The sequence below is a fragment of the Aureimonas sp. CAS genome, from assembly GCF_059838215.1.
Window position 1 is genome coordinate 1,556,070 of sequence record NZ_CM187563.1, and the last position, 23,408, is coordinate 1,579,477.

Here is a 23,408-nt window from a genome sequence, read left to right on the forward strand (position 1 = left end):
TCACGCTCCCGGCCTTTCGAACGACCGTACCCGGTTTCGAAGGACGGGATGCCAGGGCGTGTCGCTCAGGACTCCACCTTCTCGCGCTGGCGGGTGGCGGCGGCCAGCGCCACGGCCTTGTCCAGCGCCGTCTCGTCGTAGGGCTTCTGAAGAAGCTGCGCCGTGGCCTCGCTCGCCACGCTGGCGTCACCGGTCGCGAACACGATTCCGATGTCGGCGCGAAGCGAAAGCGCCCGCTCGGCCAGTTCGGGCCCCGAGAGACCCGGCAGGTTCACGTCCGTGACGAGGACGTCGATCGGCGCCGTCTGCAGCGCGACGAGCGCGTCCTCGGCCGAACCCGCCTCTACGACCACGTGGCCGAGGCCGCTGAGCATGTCGGAGGTGTTCATGCGGATCAGCGGATCGTCCTCGACGAGGAGGACGGTGAAGGGGGTGAAGCTGCGCGGCCGCTCCGACGCGGCGGGCGCCTGCGCCGGACGTGAGCCCCCCGGCGCCCGTGCGGCCCGACGCTGCGCCTCGTTGGCGATGACGTGGCGGACCTTCCGGGCCAGCGCCTCCCGCGTGTAGGGCTTGGAGAGCAGCTCGACCCCGGCGTCCAGCCGGCCGCCGTGAACGATCGAGTTCTCGGTGTAGCCGGAGGTGAAGAGCACCGCGAGATCGGGCAGGCGCTCCTTGGCCTTGCGCGCCAGCTCCGGGCTCTTCAGCGTGCCGGGCATCACCACGTCGGTGAACAGGAGATCGATCGGAATGCCGCTCTCCACGACGGTGAGGCCCGACTGCGCATCGACGGCCTTCAGAACGCGGTAGCCGAGGTCGGTCAGCATCTCGACGACGGTCGCGCGGACCTCCTCGTCATCCTCTACGACGAGGATCGTCTCGTTCCCGCCGGTGACCGGGCCGGCGTCCACGACGACCTCGATGTCTTCCGCTTCCATGGCGCGGGGAAGGTAGAGCTTGATCGTCGTGCCCTGACCGACCTCCGAATAGATCTTCACGTGGCCGCCGGACTGCTTCACGAAGCCGTAGACCATCGAGAGGCCGAGACCCGAACCCTTGCCCTCGGCCTTGGTCGAGAAGAAGGGCTCGAACACCTTGTCCACGATCTCGGGGCTCATGCCGCAGCCGGTGTCGGACACCGCGAGCATGACGTACTGGCCCGGCTCCACGTCGTGCTGCGTGCGCACATAGGCATCGTCGAGACTGGCGTTGGACAGCTCGATCGTCAGCTTGCCCTGGCCGTCCATCGCGTCGCGCGCGTTGATGGCGAGGTTCAGAAGCGCGTTCTCGATCTGCGTCGGGTCGATGAAGGTGTTCCAGAGGCCGCCACCGAAGACGGTTTCGACCTCGATGCCTTCGCCGATGGCGCGGCGCAGAAGATCGTCCATCCCGTGGACGAAGCGCGAGATGTTGACGACCTTGGGCTCGAGCGCCTGCCGGCGGCCGAAGGCCAGGAGCTGCGAAGCGAGCTTCGCGCCGCGCTGGACGCCCGCCATCGCGTTGGCGACGCGTCGCTCGGCGCGCTCGTTGCCGGCGATGTCCTTGGCCAGAAGCTGCAGATTGCCGGAGACGACCTGGAGCAGATTGTTGAAGTCGTGAGCGACGCCCCCGGTCAGCTTGCCGACGCTTTCCATCTTCTGGGACTGGGCGAGCGCGGCCTGGGCCTGCCGCCGCTCCTCCAGCGCCGAGACGACGCGGTTCTCCAGCGTCTCGTTGAGCTGGCGGAGCTGCTCCTCGGCGCGCTGGCGGTGGCGGACCTGCCGCTCCAGCGCGGCCGCGTGTTCGATCAGCCCGATCTCGGCCGCGCGCTGTTCGGTCATGTCCGTGTGGACGCCGACCCATTCGAGCAGCGTGCCGTTCTCCATGACGGGCACGGCCCGCGCGGCGAAGTCGCGCCACACGCCGTCATGGCGACGCACGCGGTGCTCGCAGATGAAGGTGGTGCGGGTCGCGACCGCGTCGTTCCAGGCCTCGATCGTGTGGGCCACGTCGTCCGGGTGGATCGCCGCGGACCACCCGAAGCCCTCGTATTCGGCCTCGGTCTGGCCGGTCAGGGTCGCCCAGCCCGTCTGCTCGCCGACCATCCGCCCGTCCGGGCTGTTGGTCCACAGGACGCCGCTCAGCGCCTCGACGGCGGCACGGAAGCGCAGATTGCTTCGCTTGAGGGCGGTCGTGACGCAGACCTTCTCGGTCGTGTCGAGAACGGCGCACAGAACGCCGGCGACCGCTCCGTTCGGGTCGTGGATCGGCGAGTAGAACAGGTCGAAGGTCACCTCCTCCTCGACCCCGTTGCGCATCAGCCGCATCGGCTGGTCGCGGAAGCTCTGGACGCGCCCGGCGAACCCGTCCGCCAGGATCTTCCGGTTCCAGTCCCAGATTTCGGGCCAGATTTCGGGAACGGTCCCGCCGAGGGCGCGCGGATGGTTCTGCCCGGCGATCTCCACATACCCGTCATTGTAGATCATGACGTGGTCCGGCCCCCACATGAGGACCTTCGGGATCGGCGAGTTGACGATCGTGTTCACTTCGAAGCGCAGGTGAGCCGGCCAGTCCGCGATCGGACCGAGCGAGGTCTTCGACCAGTCGAAAGCGCGAATCAGCTCACCCGTCTGCCCACCGGCGATCGGCCAGTCCACATTCGTCATCGCGTTCATTTGTCCGGGTTTCTCCGCCGTCCCGCCGTCCCGCCGGCGCGAAGGGTTGGCTCGTCTCGCCAATCATTGTGTCCGAAATCCGCTCATGTCCACGCCTTCATTCAGAAGAGCGACATCCAAGGGGACGGACGGTGCCGCCGTGATGCCCTTCCGCTGCACCGCTTTCCCGAAGAAGCCCTGCAGCGCTGGCGTCAGTTCGCGACGGACAATCCTATAGGTAGGGCTTCGCGGAGCGGCAGGGAGACGACGCTCGACCCGGACCCCGCGAGGCGGATGGACCCTCGGGTGAACAGCTCCGCCGGGATCCTGTCGGCGGGCGTCGGCCGGCCGAAATAGAAGCCCTGGAGCTGATCGCAGCCGAAGGACCGCAGGAGCTCGGCCTGCTCGCGGGTCTCCACGCCCTCGGCGGTGACCCGCAGCCCCAGATGGTGCGCGAGAGAGACGATCGTCTGGACGATCTTCGGAGCGTTGGATTTCGCCTCGTCGAAGGCGCGCATGAAGGACTGGTCGATCTTCAGCTTGTTGAAGGGGAAGCGCCACAGATAGCCGAGCGAGGAATAGCCGGTTCCGAAATCGTCCATGTCGATGGAGATGCCGAGGGCCTGCAGGGCGCGGAGTTGCTCCAGCACCTCGTCCGACTGTTCGAGCAGGAGGGTTTCGACCACCTCGATCCCGAGGCGGCGCCCATCGATGCCCGCCGCCGACAGCGCGTTGCGGACGACTTCGACCAGATCGCCGTCGCGGAACTGGACCGGCGAGAGATTGACCGAGACGAAGATGTGATCGGGCCATTTGGCGGCCTGCCGCGCGGCCTCGCCCAGAACCCAGGTTCCGATGGCCTTGATGTAGCCGCGCGCTTCCGCGATCGGGATGAAGTCGGCCGGCGAGACGTAGCCGCCGTTCCCGTCCGGCATGCGGATGAGCGCCTCGAAGCCGACGAGGGTCCGTCCGTCGCCGCTTATGATCGGCTGATAGAAGAGTTCGAACGCGCCCTCGGCCAGGGCCGAGCGGAGCATCTGCTCGATGACGCGACGCTGGTGCGCCTCCTCGTCCATCCGCGGCTCGTAGACGGTGTAGTCCTCGCGCTTCGTGCTCTTCTGATGCAGGAAGGCGAGTTCGGCGTGCTTGACGAGTTCGGCATAGGTGCGCCCGCCGTCCGGCGTCAGGCAGACGCCGAGCGTGATGCGTGGCGAGACCGACGCCCCGTTGACGTCGATCGGCCGGTTGGTCGCCTCGATGATGCGAAGGGCCAGGAAGCGGATCTGATCCTCGCTGCGCACGCCGCGCTGAAGTATGGCGAAGTCGTCGGACCCGGTGCGCGACAGAAGGTCGGTGCGCTCGACGGCCTCGGCGAGCCGGCCGGCCGTGACGCGAAGCACCTCGTCGCCCGCCGCCTGCCCGTGCATGTTGTTGACCTCCGCGAGCCCGTCGACGTCGAGGTACCAGAGGGCGACGCGCTCGCGCGTGGCGCGGGCCGTCGCCAGGATGCGGTCGACCTCCTCACTCATCCGGCGGCGGTTCAGGAGCTTGGTCAGCGGGTCGTGGTTGTGGAGGAAGTAGATGCGCTCGTCCGCCTCTTCGACCCTGCGCTTGCGGCGGATGTAGAGGAGGGCGGGGCCGCCGGTGACGAGCGCGACGATGGTCAGAAGCTGGGTGAAGGCCCAGGCGAGCGTGGTCTGATAGGCCTCGCGCTCGGCCGTCAGGTCCACTTCGGCGGAAAGGAAGGCGACCGGGCGCCCGTTCTCGCGAAGGGGCATGACGACGATGGGCTGCCCCCGGTCGCCCTCGATGACCTCGTGCCAGTCGCCGTCCTGATGGGCGACCGGCTCGGAGAGATGGGACTGCAGGGACAGCCCGCCCGGACGGTTGCGCAGGAGCCATCCGTGATCGGCGGAGCGCGTCGCGAAGGTCTCCTGGCCCTCGGCGTCGAAGATCGAGAACGCGGTGACGTGCGACAGCGTGCCGACCGTACGCACCTTCGTCTCCAGATCGGGGTCGCGGGTCACGCCGAGGAGAAAGGCGTCCAGCCGGCGCCGATCGGAGAGGAGGAAGTGCGCGAAGGTGGTCGCGCGGCTGCTCGCGCCCGTTTCGATCATGTGATCGACCGTTCGCGTGCCGAGCGTCAGACCGCCGACGAACACACCCGTGGCGATCATCGCGATCCAGGCGACCGTGCGCCAATGAGTCCTTACAGTTGAAACAAGCATCGCTCGCCCAGCCCCCGTTGAAACGTAGGCGAGCGAAGTAAACAAACCCTGCCAAGCAGAGGGGATTGCGGCGTTATTTCTTCCGCGGCGGAGGCGCCTCGACCAGCCAGCGCCGGTGGAACCACATCCACTGGTCGGGGTGTTCCCGGACCCAGGACTCGACCGTGTCGTTCAGACGCTGGCAGCTGGCCGCGACGTCGATCTGGCCGTCGGCGCCCCGGGGCAGATCCAGCCGCGGCATCAGCTCCAGACGGTAGCGACCGTCGGGAAGCCGGATGGAGCGCGCCGGATAGACCTCGGCGCCGAACTGTCTGGCGAGCTTGGGGACGAGCGGATTGGTGCGTACGGGCCGGCCGAAGAAGGTGCCGGGAATGCCGCGCGCGAACTTCTGATCGACGAGCATGCCCACCGATCCGCCACGTTCCATCGCGCCAGCCAGCGCCCAGACGGCACCCGCCTTCGAGGGTACGAGGTGACCGCCGGCCGTGCGCCGTGCGCCCAGCACGCGCTCGGCGATGTAGCGGTTGTTCGGCGGGCGGAAGAGCGCGGTGACCTCCAGCCCGAAGGTCGCTGCGCAGACCGGCAGAAGCTCGAAGCAGCCCTGGTGCGCGGTGAAGAAGATGAACGGTCCCTTGCGCTCGCGAAGCTCCAGGAACAGTTCGGCGCCCTCCACTTCGACGAGGCCGCGTTCGCCGGCGGGCCGCTCCGGATCGTAGTCGAAGATCGAGTCGAGATAGATGTATTCGGCCGCGAGCCGGCCCATATGGCCCCAGTTCTCGCGTGCGGTCCGCCGGATGAAGCCCTCGTCGCGCTCCGGAAAGGCTTGCCGCAGATTGTCCACGGCCAGCCTGTGGCGCGGCGTCAGGGGACCGAGCGTGCGCGCGATGCCGGCGGCGATCTCGATCCCGGTGCGCGCCGGAACGAGGCGCAGGACGGCCGAAAGGGCGAAGAGAACCTGCGCGATCACCCAGTCCCGCGCGCGGTCGACCCGCTTGAGGAACCGCGCCAGACGCTGCTTGGCGGGACTCATGCGGCCTGTGCGCCGTCCCGCATGTCGAGCACGATCTTTCCGAAGACCTGCCGGCCTTCCATCCGTTCGAGCGCGGTGGCGATGCCGTCCATCGTCACCATCGTGTCGACGACGGGACGGGCGAGGCCGCGCGCCATCTTCTGCATCGCGTCGGCCATGTTCTCCATGCGGCAGCCGAAGGAGCCGATGAGACGCAGCTGCTGCTGGAAGAGCATCATGAGGTTCACCTCGGTCGAGACGCCGGAGGTGGAGCCGCAGGTGACGAGCCGTCCGCCGCGCTTGAGGCAGAGCATGGAGCCGGCGAAGGTGTCCTTGCCGACATGCTCGAAGACGACGTCGACGCCCTTCTTCTTCGTCAGCTTGCGCACGACGCCTTCGAAGCGGTCCGAGCGGTAGTTCACCACGTGGTCGGCCCCGAGCGCCCTGGCGGGCTCGATCTTCTCGTCCGAGCCGACGGTCGTGATGACGGTCGCGCCGTGGCGCTTGGCGAGCTGGATCGCGGCCGTCCCGATGCCCGATCCGCCGGCATGGACGAGGATCGTCTCGCCCGGCTCGAGCCTGGCGTTGTCGAACAGCATGTGCTCCACGGTCCCGAAGGTGACCGGGGCGAGGGCGGCGCCGATGGCGTCGCAGCCCGGAGGGGCGGGCACGAGCAGCCGCGCGGGAAGGTTCACGCGCTCGCAGGCGAAGCCGTCGAGGTGGAAGCCGTGAACGCCGGAGACGTGCTCGCAGAGATTGTCGCGGCCCTCGCGGCAGGCCTTGCAGAGCCCGCAGGTGCGCGCGCCGTAGATCGAGACCAGTTGGCCGGGCAGGAGCGAGGAGACGCCGGGGCCGATGGCCTCCACGACGCCCGAGGCTTCCGCGCCGACCGTCAGAGGCATCTTGCGCTTGGCGAAGGCCATGCCGCGCCAGCCCCAGACGTCGATGTGGTTGAGCGCCACGGCGGCGATCTTCAGCGTGACCTCGCCGGGACCCGGAGCGGGGACGTCCTCGATCTCGACCTGCCTCAGGTCGCGGTCGCCGACGAGTTGGAGTGCGCGCATTCTCAGTCTTCCACGAAACGGACGGCGTTCAGCCGCGAGGCTCGCGGCCGAGAACGAGGCTGACGTTCTGGCCACCGAAGCCGAAGGAGTTGGAGAGGACGGCCGAGACGTCCGCCGAACGCGAGGCGTTCGGGACGGTGTCGAGCGGGATGGCCGGGTCCGGATTGTCGTAATTGATCGTCGGGGGCAGAACGCCCTCGCGCATCGCCTTGATCGAGACCACCGCCTCGATCGCGCCCGCCGCCGTCAGCGTGTGTCCGATCATCGACTTGTTGGACGAGATCGGGGTCTTCGCCAGATCCTCGCCGAAGACCGAGGACAGGCCGAGATACTCCATCCGGTCGTTCTCGGGCGTCGAGGTGCCGTGGGCGTTGATGTAGCCGATGTCCGCCGGGGTCAGACCCGCGTCCTCCAGGCCCGCGCGGATCGTCGCGATGATCGGCGAGCCGTCCGGCTTGGAGCGGGTGCGGTGGAAATCGTCCGCCTTCTCGCCGCAGCCATGGACGATGCCGAGGATCGTCGCGCCGCGCGCCTTGGCCGATTCCAGCGACTCCAGAACCAGCGCGCCCGCGCCCTCGGCCATGACGAAGCCGTCGCGGTCCTTGGAGAAGGGCTTCGACGCCTTTTCGGGCCGCTCGTTCTGGGTCGAGAGCGCGGACAGGAGGGAGAAGCGGATCAGGGCTTCGGCGCCCACGGACCCGTCCGTGCCGATGGCGATGCAGCGCTCGGTCTCGCCGCGGCGGATCGCCTCGACGCCGAGCTGGATGGCAGTGGCGCCCGAAGCGCAGGCCGTCGACAGCGTGACCGGAAGGCCCGTGGTGCCGAGCCGCTCGGACAGGCGCTCGGAAATGCCGCCGAAGAGGGTCGTGTCGTAGGTGCGCTGCGAGCGATGCTGGCGGGCGAGCTCCAGAAGCCGTGGATAGCCGGCCTCCTCGGGGGCGTCGCCGTCCAGCCGGTCGAGGCCCAGCCGCGCTTCCCATTCGAGCTCGATCGGCGGGGCCGCGAGGAAGAGAGGGCCACCGAAGCCGCGCTGCGAAAAGCCGGCCATGGCGAGCGCTTCCGAGCCCGCGCTCTCCGCCAGCGCATAGGAGAGATCGCTGCCGTTCCACGGGCTGACGCCCATGAAGTCGACTGTCCCGGCGATGGTGGTGCGAAGGCCCTCGGTCGAGAAGCGGGTGATCGAATGGATGCCCGAGCGCCCCTCGCGGAGCCCGGCCCAATTGTCGTCGAGGCCGCGGCCGAGCGAGGAGACGAGGCCGAGCCCCGTCACCGCGACGATCGGACGGCCGAATGCGTCGAGATTGACGGACATGTCGCTCATGCGCTCCTCTCCAGGAGACCGACGGCTTCGCCGCGCGCGTGGCCGACCGCCGTCACCAGAGCCGATTTCGGCGCGAAGGCCGCCTCGCGCTCCTCGCCGCCGGGGGCGGGGGAAGGGTCTCGCCGCGCGAAAGGCAGGCCGCCGCCAGCGCCAGGCCGGCGGTGAAATGCGCTTCGAAGGAATGGCCGATCAGGCTGCCATAGGCGCGAAGGCCGGCGTTCGGGAACCGCTCCTGAAGGAGCGCGCGCTCGGCCTGGGTCGGGCCGCCGAGCCCGCTCGCGCCGGAGAGGACGAGCAGATCCTCGTCCGACGGGCCGGACGTGTCGATCAGGGCGCCGAGCCGCTGCGCGATGCCGCCCTCTCCCCCGCGATCGCCGGCCACATGCCGGATCCGCGCATAGGAGAGGGCGCCGCGCGCCTTGGCATGCGCCTCGGATTCGAGGACCAGGAACGCGCCGACGCTGCCGGGCACGAGTCCGCCGCGGCCCTGCCGCGAGAAGACCGGACGCCAGTCGCCGTCGAGAAGGAGGTCCGCCAGCTCGTAATTGACCAGGAGGTCGATCCGGTCGGCAGAATAGGCGCCGCCGACGAGGCAGATGTCGCTCTGGCCGGCCCGGATGCGCGCGGCGGCGACCTGAACCGCCGAAACGCCCGCGCCCTCCTCGCCCATGAAGGTGCGCGAGGAGCCGGTCACCTTGTGGACGATGGAGATGTTGCCCGCGACGAGATTGGAAAGCTGGGCGAGGAAGAGCGTCGGGCGCAGCTCGCTCGACAGGACCTCGTTCAGCACCGGCTCGGGATCGTCGAGCCCGCGCGCCCGTGCCATGGCCATGGCGTCCACGGCGGGATCGCGCTCGCCGCCGCCGGCCGAGACGATCATGTCGATGCGCGAGCGGGTCTCCTCGTCGGCCGCGACGCCGGCGTCGGACAGGGCGAGACCGGCCGTGTAGACGCCGAGACGCTGCCACGTCTCCATCTGGCGCTGATCCTTCTTCGGGATCTGCGCCGACCAGTCGATCGCCGGCAGCGGATGGATCGCGCGCGGTGCGTAACGCTGCTCTTCCAGCACGGGCCGGGGCGCAGCGCCGCTCTCGTCCCGGCGCAGATGGGCGTCGATCCCCTCGCCGAGCGAGGAGACGAGGCCGATGCCGGTGATCAGGACTTCGGATGCCGGTGGGTTCGCCATCGGATGGGGTGCCATCGGGGCCTCCGCCACGTTTGACGTCAGGCGGACTTCGCCTCGCGCAGTTCGTCGATCTTCGCGACGAGGTTCTTCATGACGAAGTATTCCTCGGTCTGCGCCTCGCCTTCGTTGACGCGCTGCGTCCACTTCTCCAGCGGGATCTTGATGCCGAACTCCTTGTCGATCGCGAAGACGATGTCGAGGAAGTCGAGCGAATCGATGCCGAGGTCGTCGATCGTGTGGCTCTCGGGGGTGATCTGGTCGCGGTCGATCTCGCTCGTTTCGGCGATGATGTCGGCGACCCGGTCGAAGGTGGAAGACAAGGCGGTCCCTCGGGGTTCGCGGTGCGTTCTGGAAAATCGCGGCGAGCTATAGGCGCTCGGGCGCTGTTTGGGAAGCATTCTATAGTGGCGCGGAGAGGGCACGCTCCGTCGGGCCGGTCGGCGTGCGCTCCGCTCGCGCCCTCACTTCCAGCCGCCGAACTGCTTGAAGGCGGCGTAGACGCCGCCGATGGCGAGGCCGACGAGGATGTAGGGAAGCAGATCGGCCAGCAAGGGCGCTCCTCCTGGTTTCGGGTTTGGAAGTCGGCCGTTAAGCCTGTTCGTCAACGGTGCGGAAACCATCGCGGGCCACACTGGCGCGATGATGGCACATCCGATCCGCCTGTTGTCGGTCGTCACGGTCGCCGTTCTGGCCGGCTGTGCGTCGCCTCCGACGCAGACCTCGAACGCCTGCGCGATCTTCGCCCAGAAGAGCGGCTTCCTGTCGAGCTGGCGCGGCGACGCCGAACGCGTGTCGCGGACCTACGGCGTGCCGGTCTCGGTGCTGATGGCGACGATCCAGGCCGAATCGAACTTCGACGGCCGTGCCCGTCCGCCGCGCCGGACCATTTTCGGCTTCATCCCGGGACGCCCCATCTCGACCGCCTACGGCTATGCGCAGGCGCTGGACGGCACGTGGTCCGACTACCAGCGGGTCACCGGCCGTCATTCGGCCCGGCGCAACAATTTCGCGAACGCGATCGAGTTCGTCGGCTGGTATCATTCGGAGAGCCATCGCCGTCACGGCATAGCGCTGAACGACGCGCACCGGCTCTATCTCGCATACCATTCGGGCCATGCTGGATACCGGCGCGGCGTCTATCGGAACCGGCCCGAGGCCCTGCGCGGCGCGCGCCGTGCGGCGGAGATGGCCGCGCGCTACGAGGCGCAGCTCCGAGGTTGCTGAGGGCGGCCGCCGCCCGGCGTGAGATACGGGGCTCGCCGCGCTGCGGCCTAATCTCCGCATCCCTCGTCGATCGTGATCTCAGTTCGTGCGCCGCCGCGAGCCGAAGTCGTGCGTATCGAAGTCGACATGGCTTTTGCGGACGTCGTCCAGCGGGTTGCCGAAGGGATGGTAGAGTTCGACGAGGGGACGCTCCTCCTGGTGGAGGTCTCTCCGTTCGTTCTCGCTGCGCTTCATCGGGCCGCTCCTTTCGAAAGCCGACCCTCTACAGTTCACGCGCCGGTGAATGGTGACTCAATTGCCACTAGCCGGCGTTGAGAAGCATGATGCCGACAGCAAGAGAGGCCATCACCACGCCGTTGGCGAGCAACAGCAGGAGCATCAGCTCGTCGGGCAGGTTTTGATCACGCATTGAAACTCTCCGTCACGAGCCGTGAACGGTAAGGGCCGCACCCTTAATCGTTTCTTACCGCCCGAGGACCGCGATCGACGTCCGTGGCATCGGCTATTGCCCGACGCCGAGCGGATAGATCGGACGGAAGAGCGTCGGCCCAGCGATTTGCTACATGGGAGTGCGGTTGCTACGGCGTAGCGAAACCGTGCCGAAAGGCGGAGGCGACGAAGAACGATGCAGAGCCGATGATCGTCAGAAATCCAGAGGAAGCCGGCCTTTCCGCCCGGTCCGACGCGCGGATATTCGCCGTCGCGCCGATGATCGATTGGACGGACCGGCACTGCCGGTTCTTCCATCGGCAGCTGACGAAGCGGGCACTGCTCTTCACGGAGATGGTCGTCGATCAGGCGATCCTGCACGGCGACCGCGAGCGCCTTCTCGGCTTCGACGCGCGAGAACATCCGGTCGCCCTGCAGCTCGGCGGGTCCGATCCCGACAAGCTGGCCGAGGCCGCGCGGATCGGGGAGGCCTTCGGCTATGACGAGATCAATCTGAACGTCGGCTGCCCGTCCGACCGCGTCCAGTCCGGCACGTTCGGCGCCTGCCTCATGAAGACGCCCGACCTCGTCGGGCGGTGCGTCGCCGCGATGCGAGAGGCTGTAAGCGTGCCTGTGACGGTCAAGTGCCGGATCGGGGTGGACGATCAGGATCCGGGCCCGGCGCTCGACGATCTGGCCGATCGCGTGGTCGCCGCCGGAGCCTCCGGCATCTGGGTTCATGCGCGCAAGGCGTGGCTCAAGGGGCTTTCGCCGAAGGAGAACCGCGAGATTCCGCCGCTCGACTACGAGCGCGTGCTGGCCCTGAAGCGCCGCCTGCCGGAGGTCTTCATCGGACTGAACGGCGGCCTCTCAAGCGTCTCAGCGGGCCTGCCGTTCCTCGGCGAGCTCGATGGCGTCATGCTGGGTCGCGCGGCCTATCACGACCCGTTCGATCTCTCGAACGTCGATGCGCTCGTCTATGGCGAGGATTTCGAGCCGGTCGATCTGCAAGCGCTGCTCTCGACCATGGCCGAATACGCCGACCGGCACATCGCGGCGGGCGGGCGGCTGATGCACGTCACGCGGCACATGACCGGGCTCTTCACCGGCAAGCCCGGCGCGCGCCGCTGGCGGCAGCTGCTGACGGAGGGCTCGATCCCCCGCGACGCGCCCGGCCGCGTGATCCTCGACGCCTATGCGGCGATCCAGCCGGGTCTGGCCGCCGCCTAATCCGTCAGGACGAGGCGGTCGCCCCGGAACTCGACCGAGGACAGTGTTCCCAGAAAGCTCATGCCGAGAAGGTCGATGCCGATCCCGTCGCCTTCGGTGACGACGGCCGAGACGTTCCGCCGCTCGATGCCGCCGACGCTCAAGCTGTCGATCCGGATCGGGGCGGCGTTCGCGACGCCGTTGGCGGTCGCGACCTGCGCGGTGTAGCGGAGCCGATCGACGTCTATCCCGATCGCCTGCGCCGTCGAGCGGTCGATGGCGACGATGGAGGCGCCGGTGTCGACGAGCATGGGCACGCGCACGCCGTTCAGCTCCGCGTCGAGCTGGAAGTGCCGGCCCGAGCCGCGCGTCGCCATGACCTGACTCCCGTCCCCGCCGAGGGAGACGACGCTGCCGGGCAGGAGCGAGGCCTGGATGCGGTTGCCGATGCTGCGAAACTCGTCGGCATAGGCGTAGACGGCCAGAAGCGCGACCAGGATCGCGCCCCAGATCGCGGCGTTGCGCAGCGCCGGGCCGAGCTGCATCCGCCCCGCAAAGAGGATGCCGGAGGCGAGGAACAGCCCGATGGCGGAGAGACGGACGAGGTTGGCGAACTGATCGTCGGCCATGCCGAAGACGCCGCCGTCGGACCCCAGGAGGATGAGGAGCCCGCCGCCGAGAATGGCGAGCAGGACGATCAGCAGGCCGGTTCCGCCCCGCATCGTCAGGCGCTCCCGAGAGCCGTGAGGCGGCAAAGGCGGATGCAGGGCGTCTCGACCTTCATCGGGTCTTCGGTCACGACAGGACAGCGCATGATGAAGAGATAGGAGACGGGCTGGTCGCCGGCAACGAAGCGCGGCGATGGGGCAGGGCGGCTACGGCATCGGCCCGAAAATCGGAATCGATTTTCGGAAAGCCTCATGCGCGGATGCGAGCGGATTGAGCGACCCTCGTGCGTCCAACCGGACGCTCGGCGCTCTAGAAGCCTTCGCCGAGCTGCGGCAGGATCTCGAGGACGCGGGAATGCGGGAAGATCGCGATCGCGTCCGTTCCGCCGCCGAGCGAGCGCTCCAGCCGGAACTCGCCGTCATGCAGGTGGATGAGCGCCTGCACGATGGGCAGGCCGAGGCCCGTGCCCTGTTCCGCGCTCTTGATCGCGCTCGAACCCTGGCCGAAGGACGACAGGACGAGCGGAATCTCGTGCTCGGGAATGCCCGGTCCCTGGTCCCGGATCGAGACATACTGGCCGCCGCCCGCGGTCCAGCCGACGCTCAGGACGATTTCGCTGTCGGCGGGCGCGAACTTCACCGCGTTGGACAGGAGGTTGAGGACGATCTGGCGCAGCGCCCGGCGGTCGCCCCACAGGAGCGGCAGCCCGGTCTCGAAGCGCGTGGTCAGCTTCACGCGCTTGCCTTCGGCCTTGAGGTCCAGGAAGGAGCGGCAGTCGTCCGTGACGGCGACGAGCTCGACCGCCTCCTCGTTGAGTGAATAGCGGCCCGCCTCGATCCGCGAGAGGTCGAGGATCTCGTTGATGAGGTCGAGCAGGTGCCGGCCGGAGGCGTGGATGTCGCCGACATACTCCCGGTAGGTCGGGTTGCCGATCGGCCCCAGGATTTCCTTGTTCACCACTTCCGAGAAGCCGAGGATCGCGTTCAGCGGCGTGCGCAGCTCGTGGCTCATCGTGGCGAGGAAGTGGGACTTGGCGCGGTTGGCGTCCTCGGCGCGCCGGCGCGCTTCGTCGGAAGCCGAGCGCTCCTCTTCCAGTGCCGCGACGAGGTCGTCCTTCTCGATCCGGTGCCGGAAGCGCTCGACGCTCGAATCGCGCAGACCGTTCGAGACCAGCGCGAAGAAGGGCACCGCCGCCACGAGAACGAGAAGGATCGCCGAGGCTTCGGGCTGGGCCGTGGTGCCGGCGCGCAGGAGAAGCGCGGCGACGAGTGAGGAAAGACCGATCGGCACGGCGTTGCGAAGATGGACGCCCGCGACGGCCGCCACCGCGATGGCGACGAGGAGAACGGGGAGGAGGAAGATCTCGTACTGGAGCGGACGGCAGGCCGGGCAGGGCAGCAGGACGAGCGCCGCCCAGCCGAGGCCCGCCGCGACATGGGCGGCGAGGAACGCCTGCCGCCAGCGGTCGGCCCGAACGGAAACCTGCTTCGCCATGCGCCGGGCGAGCAAGGGCGCGAGAAGCGTCGCGGCCGCCGCGAAGGGCGTCCAGGCCAGAGCCGGCAGGGCGCCCGCCAGAAGCCAGAGACCGAGGCCGGCCGTGGCGACCACGCCGAGCGAGGCGAGGGCCGCTCGCCGGACCGAAGCGGCGTGCCGCTCGATCAGCTCGCGCTCGAGCCGCGACGACAGCGGACGCCGCGCAAGGAGCCGATCGCGGGCCCCGCGCATTGTCCGACCGAGGTCGGCCTGCCGATTGCCCTGGCGATCATGCCCGACCCGGCTGGAATTGGATGGGGCGAGGGACGACATCGGCGAAAGCGGAAGGCTCCGGGCGGCGTTGCAGGCCTTCCGATCATCTTGCCGAAAGTTTAAGAATTTGCCTTAAGAAACCGATCATCGTCCGCTTGAGTGAATGGGTGATGAATCGAACGCAAAGGTCGGGGAACATGAAGCTTTACGACGGCGGGCGAGCGCCCAATCCACGCCGGGTCCGGATATTCCTGGCCGAAAAGGGCGTTTCGGTCGAGACCGTTTCCGTCGACATGGCCAAGCTCGGCCATCGCTCGGAGACCATCGCCGGGCTCAACCCGCTTCGCCGCCTTCCGGTTCTTCAGTTCGAGGACGGACGCACCCTGACCGAGAGCGTCGCGATCTGCCGCTACTTCGAGGAAACCCATCCCGAGCCGCCTCTGTTCGGCCGCGACGCCTTCGAGCGAGCCAAGATCGAGGAGTGGAACCGACGTCTGGAGCTGAACCTCTATGGCGCCGTCGCCGCGGTCTTCCGGCATCTCCACCCCTTAATGGAAGGGTGGGAGGTGCCCCAGGTGGCCGAATGGGGGAGGCGAACCGGGAGAAGGCCGCAAGCTTCCTGGCGCTTTTCGACGAGCATCTCTCGCAGAACCGCTTCGCCGCGGGCGAGGGCTTCTCCATCGCCGACATCACGGGCCTCGTCGCCGTCGACTTCATGCGCCCCGCGCGGCTCGCGGTGCCCGACGGGCTCGACCATGTGAAGCGCTGGCATCAAGAGGTTTCGGCGAGGCCGAGCGCGGCCGCTTGAGCGAGGATCCCCTCGATCTCCAGGCGACGATCCGCCAGTGCCGCATCTGCCGCGAGGCGCCGATCGGCGAGCCCCTGCCGATCGAGCCCAACCCGATCCTGACGCTGTCGCGCACGGCCCGGCTCTGCGTGGCGGGGCAGGCGCCCGGCAATCTGGCGGACAGAGCGGGGCGCCCGTTCAGCGACCCCTCCGGCGTGCGGCTGCGGGACTGGATGGGGGTGACGCCCGAGACCTTCTACGATTCGTCCCACGTCGCGGTCGTCCCGATGGGCTTCTGCTTTCCCGGTTACGACCGGCACGGCGGAGACCGGCCGCCCCGGCGCGAATGCCGGGCGACCTGGCACGAGCGCGTCTTCGCCGCCATGCCGCAGGTGGAGCTGGTCCTGGCGATCGGCCTCTATGCGCAGGACTGGCATCTGGAGCGGCGCGCGGGGCGCGTGCCGGTTCATGAAACCGTTCTGCACTGGCGGTCCATCCTGTCCGGCGAAGGGCGGCATTCGCAGGTGCTGCCGCTGCCCCATCCGTCCTGGCGCAACAATTCCTGGCTCAAGCGCAATCCCTGGTTCGCGGAGGAGCTGCTTCCGGAATTGAAGCGCCGTGTCCGCGATCTGGTGGGGCCCGTCGATCCGAACGCGGTCCCTGCACCTTGAACCGCGCGGCGAATGGCGATGGAGCGGGAGAAGTGGTAGATTTTTCTACTCGCGCGGCTCTTCGGCGGACGGGCGAGCCAGACGTCGCAATCGACGCGCTGCTATAGAGGGGTGTTGCCGAACAGGGGTCCTCGAATGGACAGGCTGGATAAAAAGATTTTGCGTCTCCTGCAGGAGGACGCGACGCTCGCGGTGGCCGACGTCGCCAAGCGCGTCGGCCTGTCGACGACACCCTGCTGGCGCCGCATCCAGAAGCTGGAGGAGGAGGGCGTCATCAAGCGGCGCGTCGCCATCCTCGACCCTGCCAAGGTCAACGCGCGCGTCACCGTCTTCGTCTCGATCCGCGTCGCATCGCATTCCGGCGAATGGCTGAAGCGCTTTTCGGAGGTGGTGCGGGAGTTTCCCGAAGTCGTCGAGTTCTACCGGATGAGCGGCGACGTGGATTATCTCCTGCGCGTCGTCGTGCCCGACATCGCGGCCTACGACGCCGTCTATCAGCGCCTGATTCAGAAGATCGAGATCCGCGACGTCTCCTCCTCCTTCGCGATGGAGCAGATCAAGTACACGACGCAGATGCCGCTGGACTACCTCGTCCTCGACAAGGAGCGCAGCGCCGACTGAGCGTGAGGGGAGCGACCGGCGCCGAGCAACCGGAGCCGGCCGTCCCGACAGGCGGCCTCAGGCGGCCGCCTTGCTGCGCAGCGCCGCCGACAGCGCGTCGATCACCCGGTCCTGGTCGGCTTCGCCGAGATAGGGGTGCATCGGCAGGCTGATGACCCGATCGCAGATGCCGTCGGCCACGGGCGTTCCGCCGGGGGCGACGGGATAGGCCCGGTAGGCCGTCTGCTTGTGGAGCGGCCGCGTGTAGTAGATCGCGGTCGGAACGCCTGCGGATTTCAGCTCGGCCGCGACGCGTTCGCGCGAGCCCGCCTCCAGAAGCACCGTGTACTGCGCCCAGGTCGACACCGTGCCCGCGGGCACCGCCGGCACGCCGACGACGCCCTCCAGCGCCCGCCCGTAGCGGGCGGCGACCCTGTTGCGCGCCTCGATCTCGTCCGGGAAGATCGCGAGCTTCTCGATCAGGATCGCGGCCTGGATCGTGTCGAGACGCGCGGTGAGGCCCAGCCGGACATTGTCGTATTTGTCTTCGCCCTGGCCGTGGACGCGCACCGAGCGAAGCCCCGCCGCCAGTTCCGCGTCGTCGGTCAGGATGGCGCCGCCGTCGCCGTAGCAGCCGAGCGGCTTGGCCGGGAAGAAGCTCGTGCAGACCACGTCGGCCCAATGGCCGGACTGTCGGCCGTCGATCGTTCCGCCGAAGCCCTGCGCCGCGTCCGAGATGAGCTTCAGCCCGTGTTCGCGGCAAAGCGCCTGGATCGCCGGATAGTTTGCCGGAAGGCCGAAGAGATCGACCGCGATCACCGCGCGCGGCGTCAGCTCGCCCTTCGCCTTCACGTCCTCGATCGCGGCCCGCAGGCTCTCGACCGAAATGTTGAAGCTGTCCTCGTCCACGTCGACGAAAACCGGGCTCGCCCCGCGCAGCGCGACCATTTCGGCGGTCGCGGCGAAGGTGAAGGTCGGAACGAACACCGCGTCGCCGGGCCCGATCTCCCAGACCATCAGCGGCATCAGAAGCGCGTCCGCGCCGCTGGAGCAGGAGACTGTGTGGGCGAGCCCCGCGAAGCGGGAAAGCTCGGCTTCGAACGCGCCGACCTCCGGGCCGAGGATGAAGGCGCCGTGATCGACGACACGGGTGATCGCTGAGTCGATCCGGTCGCGGATTCGGTCGCGCTGGGCCGCGAGATCGATGAAGGGCAGGGGATGGGACATACGCGCGGGCTCTCGGTCGGCGAGATGGTTGGGTCCCCGTTTAGCGGCTTCCGGCGGCGAAGGCGAACGCACGGAGGCGCGAAGGCCATCAAATATCCTTTCGACCGGTAATGTCGGGCGGATGGGCCGTGCGCGCGGCTCGCTGCGACGCTATGAGGGGATTCGGACATCGAATGGAGGACCGGACGGCATGGGCAACGCCATGAGAATCGCGGTGATCGCGGGAGACGGCATCGGCAAGGAGGTGATGCCGGAGGGCGTGCGCGTTCTTAAGCGTGCCGCCGAGCTTCACGACATCGACGTGCGGCTCGACGCGTTCGATTTCGCGTCCTGCGACTATTACCAGGCGCACGGCCAGATGATGCCGGACGACTGGAAGGAAAGGATCGGCGCCCACGACGCCATTCTCTTCGGCGCCGTCGGCTGGCCGGACACGGTGCCCGACCATGTCTCGCTCTGGGGTTCGCTGATCCAGTTCCGCCGCGAGTTCGACCAGTACGTGAACCTTCGCCCGGTGAAGCTGATGCCCGGCGTTCGCTCGCCTCTGGCGGGCCGCGAGCCCGGCGACATCGACTTCCTCGTCGTCCGCGAGAACACGGAAGGCGAATATTCCTCGATCGGCGGGCGCATGTTCCCCGGCACCGAGCGCGAGTTGGTGCTGCAGGAAACGGTGATGACGCGGCACGGCGTCGACCGGATCCTGAAATTCGCCTTCGAGATCGCCTCGACCCGCGAGAAGAAGCACCTGACCTCGGCGACGAAGTCGAACGGCATCTCCATCTCCATGCCCTACTGGGACGAGCGGGTGGAGGCGATGGCGAAGGACTATCCCGACATCCGCTGGGACAAGTACCACATCGACATCCTGACCGCCCATTTCGTGCTGAACCCGGACCGGTTCGACGTGGTGGTCGGCTCGAACCTCTTCGGCGACATCCTGTCCGATCTCGGCCCGGCCTGCACGGGCACGATCGGCATCGCCCCCTCCGGCAACATCAACCCGGAGCGCCGCTTCCCGTCGCTGTTCGAGCCGGTCCACGGATCGGCGCCCGACATCGCGGGCAAGGGAAGCGCCAATCCGGTCGGGCAGATCTGGGCCGTCGCCATGATGCTGGAGCACCTCGGCGAGACGAACGCCGCTGCCACGATCATGCGTGCGGTCGAGGAGACGCTGGGCGACCCGGAACGCCGGACCGGGGATCTCGGCGGACGGCTCGGCACGGCCGATTGCGGCGAGGCCATCGTCGCGGCGATGCGAACGTCCTGACGAGGCGAGGGCGGCACGCCCGGTTGGAGGCGCCCGCTCCTCCATTCAAAGGAGAGGCGGGCTCCTCGGCGCGGACCGCCCCCGCCGTCTGGCGTCTCGCCGGCGGCCTACCCGCGAGTTTCGCGTGCGCTTTGCCGTTGAGCCGTTGACCCCTCATGGCCGGACAGGCTAATCAACACTCGACGCACCCGTAGCTCAGCTGGATAGAGCGCTGCCCTCCGAAGGCAGAGGTCACAGGTTCGAATCCTGTCGGGTGCGCCAAATCCTCACACTGTCGTTGAATGACACGGGCGCCGATCGGCGCGGGGTTGTCCCGTGCTCGCTCGCCCGCAAGCCGCAGACGCTTCGGGCCCCCGGGGCGCGACCTCGGCGCGCGGCCGCCGCGGCGCGGTCGCGCCACGACGGCCCTCGGCGAACTGCCGGGGCGAGGCCGGCCGAAAGGCTCAGCCCTCGCGGTAGTAGTAGCTGTAGCCGTTGAGCGCGGGCGCGCCGCCGAGATGCGCGTAGAGGACCTTCGAGCCTTCGGGGAAGAAGCCCTTCCGGGTCAGGTCGATCATGCCCTGCATCGATTTTCCCTCGTAGACCGGGTCCGTGATCATCGCCTCGGTGCGGGCGGCGAGGCGGATGGCCTCGTTGGTCTCCTCGGAGGGCACGCCGTAGGCGGGGTAGGCGTAGTCCGGGTTGATGACGATCTCGTCATCGCGCACCGTCCGGCCGAGCCCGACCAGTTCGGCCGAGTTGTCGACGATCTGGCGCACCTGCGCGCGGGTCTGGTCGGGCGTGCCGGAGGCGTCGATCCCGATGACGCTGTGGGCGCGGTCCTGGGCCGCGAAGCCGACGATCATGCCGGCCTGCGTGGAGCCCGTCACGACGCAGACCACCACGTAGTCGAACTTGAAGCCGAGTTCCTGCTCCTGCTTCGCCACTTCCTCGGCGAAGCCGATATAGCCGAGCGCGCCGTATTTGTGGACGGACGCGCCGGCCGGGATCGGATAGGGCTTGCCGCCCGAATCCTCGACCGACTTGATCGCGTCCTCCCAGCTCTTGCGGATGCCGATGTCGAAACCGTCCTCGACGAGGCGGCTGTCGGCGCCCATCAGGCGGGTCATCATGATGTTGCCGACCCGGTCGTAGACCGCGTCGTAGTGCGGCACCCACTTCTCCTGGATGACGACGCATTTCATGCCGATCTTGGCCGCCGTCGCGGCCACCATGCGCGTGTGGTTGGACTGCACGCCGCCGATCGAGACCAGCGTGTCGGCGCCCGAAGCGATCGCGTCCGGCACGATGTATTCCAGCTTGCGCAGCTTGTTGCCGCCCATGGCCAGTCCGGAATTGCAGTCGTCGCGCTTGGCGTAGAACTGGACCTTGCCGCCGAGCGCCTCGGACAGCCGGGGCAGATGCTCGATCGGGGTGGGGCCGAAGGTCAGAGGGTAGCGCTCGAACTTTTCCAGCAGCGACATGGGGCAGGGGCTCCTTGGGAGGGAAGGGCCTTCAGGATAGCCGAGCGCCCCGAGGGATGTCCTTTCGTTCTTCGGTCCTTGAGGAAGATCTGATATGAGAGGAAGGCTATTTCCGACGCGAATCGTTTCCAAAAGGCCTTCGAGAATGGAAGAATCGTTCGCCGGACGGCTCGACCGTACGGATTTGAAGATCCTGCGGATCCTGCAGCGGGAAGGGCGGATCGCCAGCGCCGAGATCGCCGCCAGGGTGAATGTCAGCGCAGCGACCTGTCATCGAAGGCTCCAGCGCCTGTTCGACGAGGGCTACGTGACGGGCGTGCGGGCCGAGATCGCGCCCGCCTCCGTCGATCTCGGCGTCCTCGTCATGGTCGGCGTCGTGCTGGACCGCTCGACCGCCGAGAGCTTCGAGGCGTTCGAGAAGGCCGTCGTCGACATGAAGGAAATCCTGGACTGTAACCTTGTGGCGGGGGATTTCGACTATCTCCTGAAGATCCGCGTCCGCGACATCGCGGACTTCAACAAGCTCCACGGGCAGAGGCTCATCACCCTTCCGAGCGTCCGCCAGACGCGGACCTTCTTCGTGATGAAGGAGGTCAAGGAGAACGCGCCGCTGAACTTCTAGCGCGACGGCTCGCCGCGAGGAGGCGAATCCGCGGACCGTCATAGATCGAGCGCCTTTATGGTCCACGCGTCGTCGGCGGACCGGAGTGCGGCTCTCGCCGCCGGCGATCCGGCGTTGAGGCGGGAGCCGGACGCCTTTATGGCAGGTCATGAAATTCGAGCGACGAGCTCACGGAACTTCGAACCGCTCGGGCTCTCGGCCCTCGCGGGACGGGGAAGGGTGCGAAGATGACGTCTGACTCCGACACGAACGGAGAACGCGGCTGGCTGGTCGCGCAGTCCCGCAGCTTCCTGGGCTGGCTCGTCTCGGTCTATCGGAAGATCCTGAGGACCGCGCCGCTGGAGATCCTGGCCGTGGTCGTCCTGACGATCGTCTCGCAGGTGTCCCGGCTCGCGGCGTTCTTCCTGCCGCTGAAGATCGTCATCCTGATCGGCTCCAGCGGAATTCCACGCTACTTTCCCGGCTCCCTCCAGGCTCTGGAGAGGGAAAGCCTCGTGGCCGTCCTCGGTCTGGCGACCGTCGCCGCCTACCTTCTCCATCTCCTCTGCGAGCGTCTCGTCACGCGCTATGTTGAGCGCAGCGCGGACAAGCTGATCGCCCGCGGCAACAAGCTGGTGCTCGTCGCCAATCAGAACGATGTCGGCCGTCTGGCCTATCGGCGGCTGGCCGAGATGCTGGCCGCGCTGGTCTTCGCCGGGCTGGCGACCGGCCTCATCGCCTACATCCATCCGGCCATCGCGATCTTCATCTGCGTGTGGACCCTCGGAGCCGCGCTCTTCGTCCTCGTCGCGGGGCGCACGAGCGCCCGGTTCCGCGTCTGGATCGAGGAGAATGGCGGCCCCTTCGCCAGCAATCTGGCCTCGACCGGCTTTCTCGCGGCGACGGCCGTCATCATCCTGGAGTTCATCGTGGGAGCGAGCTTCCACGTACTCCTCGCCATCGTCAGCCTGATGATGTCGCGCGAGATCCTGCAGAAGCTCTCCCGCGTCGTCGGCAACGCCCTCGCGCTCTACCCGCAGCGCCCCCTCATCAACGCCCTCTTCTACTCCGGCCACACATGGTCGGTCGCGGAAACGCCGTCGCGAAAGGACGGCTGGGAATGGGTGACGCGCGACCGCCCGGAGCAATGGCTGCCGGCCCTGATCGCGGAGGGCACCGGGGAGCCGGTGCGCCATGCCGAGATGACGCGCTGGCACCAGACCGGCCTTGCCGACGAATTGGTCATGGACGTGCGGGCGGAGACCCTTTCGGGCGAGGTGCGGACGTTCCTGTTCAAGCTGTTCACCCCAAAGCGTGCCGTCTGGGCGGCCAGCGAAGTGACGCTTCTGGGCGGCGATTCCGCCCACCGGCTTCCCGCGCCGGATCTTCTGGCCAGCGGGCGCATGGAGGGCTTCGACTGGCTCCTCTACGCGCCGCTGGAGGGAAAGCCGGTCGTCGGGGCGGAGAAGGCGAGGGTCATGGTGCAGATGCGCGCCGCCTGCCTCGCCTACGCGCCCCCGAAGGAACTCGTCGTGCGCTATGCGCGCTCGCACCAATTGCTGGGCAAGCGCCTTCTGGCCGCGCGGGTCGAGCGGCTGAAGGCCGTCTGCGCGCCGTTGCACGCGGCGAGCCTCGACCGGTTCGCCGAAGGCCTCGGTGCTCTTTCGGCCTTCGTTTCCGCCCTTCCGGTGGCCGTCCACAACCCCGACCTCATCGGAGATCCGTGCGTGATCGGGGCCGGCGGAGAGCCGGTGCTCGCCCACTGGTTCCGCTGGACGCTGGAGCCGGTCGGCGGGGGCTGGCCGGCCAACGCCAAGGACCTCGCGGCACTCAACACGGCGCTGGATGCGGCGAAAGCGTCCCGGCCCGAACTCGCGTCCGTCACACCCGACGCGGCGCGCCTGTCGGCCCAGCTTTTCGCCTTCGACAAGTTCCTCGTCGCCCAGCGCTATCATTCCGCGATCGCGATGCTGCCGGACATTCTGAAGAGCGCCGAGCGGGCAGGGGCGATCGAGGCTCCGCAGCCCGCCCCGCTGGTCGCACCTGTCGCCCTGGCCGCCTCGGCGGAGTGAACGCC

General features: G+C 68.1%; 19 protein-coding genes, 1 tRNA gene and 1 pseudogene. 9 read left to right on the top strand and 12 right to left on the bottom strand.

What is annotated here, in order from left to right:
- Positions 1 to 65: 65 nt before the first annotated feature.
- The 7 genes from AC6R2M_RS07585 to AC6R2M_RS07615 form a co-directional block, all read right to left on the bottom strand.
- Positions 66 to 2,642, bottom strand: coding sequence for a hybrid sensor histidine kinase/response regulator (locus AC6R2M_RS07585; RefSeq protein WP_500487534.1), 2,577 nt, complete (start codon positions 2,640 to 2,642; stop codon positions 66 to 68).
- A gap of 200 nt (positions 2,643 to 2,842) precedes the next feature.
- The gene (locus tag AC6R2M_RS07590; RefSeq protein WP_500487035.1) at positions 2,843 to 4,807 is read right to left on the bottom strand and encodes a putative bifunctional diguanylate cyclase/phosphodiesterase; all 1,965 of its coding nucleotides are present in this window, start codon (positions 4,805 to 4,807) and stop codon (positions 2,843 to 2,845) included.
- 124 nt (positions 4,808 to 4,931) lie between these two features.
- The gene (locus AC6R2M_RS07595; protein WP_500487037.1) at positions 4,932 to 5,888 is read right to left on the bottom strand and encodes a lipid A biosynthesis lauroyl acyltransferase; all 957 of its coding nucleotides are present in this window, start codon (positions 5,886 to 5,888) and stop codon (positions 4,932 to 4,934) included.
- Positions 5,885 to 6,931 carry a zinc-binding dehydrogenase gene (locus tag AC6R2M_RS07600; protein WP_500487039.1) on the bottom strand — a complete coding sequence of 349 codons (1,047 nt, stop codon included), beginning with the start codon at positions 6,929 to 6,931 and terminating at the stop codon, positions 5,885 to 5,887. The genes AC6R2M_RS07595 and AC6R2M_RS07600 overlap by 4 nt, the downstream gene beginning before the upstream one ends.
- 28 nt (positions 6,932 to 6,959) lie before the next feature.
- The gene (locus AC6R2M_RS07605) at positions 6,960 to 8,243 is read right to left on the bottom strand and encodes a beta-ketoacyl-ACP synthase (protein WP_500487535.1); all 1,284 of its coding nucleotides are present in this window, start codon (positions 8,241 to 8,243) and stop codon (positions 6,960 to 6,962) included.
- Between the two features lie 61 nt (positions 8,244 to 8,304).
- Complete coding sequence (locus AC6R2M_RS07610) at positions 8,305 to 9,453, bottom strand: beta-ketoacyl-ACP synthase (RefSeq protein ID WP_500487041.1); 1,149 nt, start codon at positions 9,451 to 9,453, stop codon at positions 8,305 to 8,307.
- Positions 9,454 to 9,476: 23 nt separating this feature from the next.
- A complete protein-coding gene (locus AC6R2M_RS07615; RefSeq protein WP_500487043.1) occupies positions 9,477 to 9,758 on the bottom strand; it encodes an acyl carrier protein in 282 nt (93 codons plus the stop codon).
- 319 nt (positions 9,759 to 10,077) lie between these two features.
- Here AC6R2M_RS07615 and AC6R2M_RS07620 point away from each other — a divergent pair, with 319 nt between their 5' ends.
- The gene (locus tag AC6R2M_RS07620; protein ID WP_500487045.1) at positions 10,078 to 10,662 is read left to right on the top strand and encodes a transglycosylase SLT domain-containing protein; all 585 of its coding nucleotides are present in this window, start codon (positions 10,078 to 10,080) and stop codon (positions 10,660 to 10,662) included.
- 78 nt (positions 10,663 to 10,740) lie between these two features.
- Here the strand turns inward: AC6R2M_RS07620 and AC6R2M_RS07625 are convergent, their stop codons facing one another.
- Positions 10,741 to 10,896 carry a hypothetical protein gene (locus AC6R2M_RS07625; protein ID WP_500487047.1) on the bottom strand — a complete coding sequence of 52 codons (156 nt, stop codon included), beginning with the start codon at positions 10,894 to 10,896 and terminating at the stop codon, positions 10,741 to 10,743.
- Positions 10,897 to 11,298: 402 nt separating this feature from the next.
- Between AC6R2M_RS07625 and dusA the strand changes: the two genes are divergently transcribed.
- On the top strand, positions 11,299 to 12,321 hold the full coding sequence (gene dusA, locus AC6R2M_RS07630) for a tRNA dihydrouridine(20/20a) synthase DusA (protein WP_500487049.1): 1,023 nt from the start codon (positions 11,299 to 11,301) through the stop codon (positions 12,319 to 12,321).
- On the opposite strand, the gene AC6R2M_RS07635 is transcribed toward dusA, so the two are convergent.
- Complete coding sequence (locus AC6R2M_RS07635; protein ID WP_500487051.1) at positions 12,318 to 13,022, bottom strand: retropepsin-like aspartic protease family protein; 705 nt, start codon at positions 13,020 to 13,022, stop codon at positions 12,318 to 12,320. The two genes, dusA and AC6R2M_RS07635, sit on opposite strands and share 4 nt — an antisense overlap.
- Before the next feature lie 256 nt (positions 13,023 to 13,278).
- A complete protein-coding gene (locus AC6R2M_RS07640; RefSeq protein WP_500487053.1) occupies positions 13,279 to 14,694 on the bottom strand; it encodes a sensor histidine kinase in 1,416 nt (471 codons plus the stop codon).
- A 218-nt stretch (positions 14,695 to 14,912) separates the two neighbouring features.
- Here AC6R2M_RS07640 and AC6R2M_RS07645 point away from each other — a divergent pair.
- From AC6R2M_RS07645 to AC6R2M_RS07655, 3 genes and pseudogenes are all read left to right on the top strand, one after another.
- Positions 14,913 to 15,523, top strand: a pseudogene (locus AC6R2M_RS07645) (glutathione S-transferase family protein).
- Positions 15,520 to 16,173, top strand: coding sequence for a uracil-DNA glycosylase family protein (locus AC6R2M_RS07650; RefSeq protein WP_500487055.1), 654 nt, complete (start codon positions 15,520 to 15,522; stop codon positions 16,171 to 16,173). Before AC6R2M_RS07645 ends, AC6R2M_RS07650 begins: the two are co-directional and overlap by 4 nt.
- Positions 16,174 to 16,308: 135 nt before the next feature.
- On the top strand, positions 16,309 to 16,794 hold the full coding sequence (locus tag AC6R2M_RS07655) for an Lrp/AsnC family transcriptional regulator (RefSeq protein ID WP_500487057.1): 486 nt from the start codon (positions 16,309 to 16,311) through the stop codon (positions 16,792 to 16,794).
- A gap of 57 nt (positions 16,795 to 16,851) precedes the next feature.
- Here the strand turns inward: AC6R2M_RS07655 and AC6R2M_RS07660 are convergent, their stop codons facing one another.
- Positions 16,852 to 18,000: a DegT/DnrJ/EryC1/StrS family aminotransferase gene (locus tag AC6R2M_RS07660; protein WP_500487059.1), complete on the bottom strand. Its 1,149-nt coding sequence runs from the start codon at positions 17,998 to 18,000 to the stop codon at positions 16,852 to 16,854.
- A gap of 190 nt (positions 18,001 to 18,190) precedes the next feature.
- Here AC6R2M_RS07660 and AC6R2M_RS07665 point away from each other — a divergent pair, with 190 nt between their 5' ends.
- Positions 18,191 to 19,267, top strand: coding sequence for a tartrate dehydrogenase (locus tag AC6R2M_RS07665; protein ID WP_500487061.1), 1,077 nt, complete (start codon positions 18,191 to 18,193; stop codon positions 19,265 to 19,267).
- A gap of 184 nt (positions 19,268 to 19,451) precedes the next feature.
- A tRNA-Arg gene (locus AC6R2M_RS07670) sits at positions 19,452 to 19,528 on the top strand.
- 182 nt (positions 19,529 to 19,710) lie between these two features.
- Here the strand turns inward: AC6R2M_RS07670 and AC6R2M_RS07675 are convergent.
- Complete coding sequence (locus AC6R2M_RS07675) at positions 19,711 to 20,730, bottom strand: 1-aminocyclopropane-1-carboxylate deaminase (protein ID WP_500487063.1); 1,020 nt, start codon at positions 20,728 to 20,730, stop codon at positions 19,711 to 19,713.
- 145 nt (positions 20,731 to 20,875) lie between these two features.
- Here AC6R2M_RS07675 and AC6R2M_RS07680 point away from each other — a divergent pair, with 145 nt between their 5' ends.
- Entirely contained in the window at positions 20,876 to 21,352 is a 477-nt protein-coding gene (locus AC6R2M_RS07680) for an Lrp/AsnC family transcriptional regulator (protein ID WP_500487065.1), read from the top strand.
- A 227-nt stretch (positions 21,353 to 21,579) separates the two neighbouring features.
- Positions 21,580 to 23,403, top strand: coding sequence for a hypothetical protein (locus tag AC6R2M_RS07685; protein WP_500487067.1), 1,824 nt, complete (start codon positions 21,580 to 21,582; stop codon positions 23,401 to 23,403).
- Positions 23,404 to 23,408 lie beyond the last annotated feature (5 nt).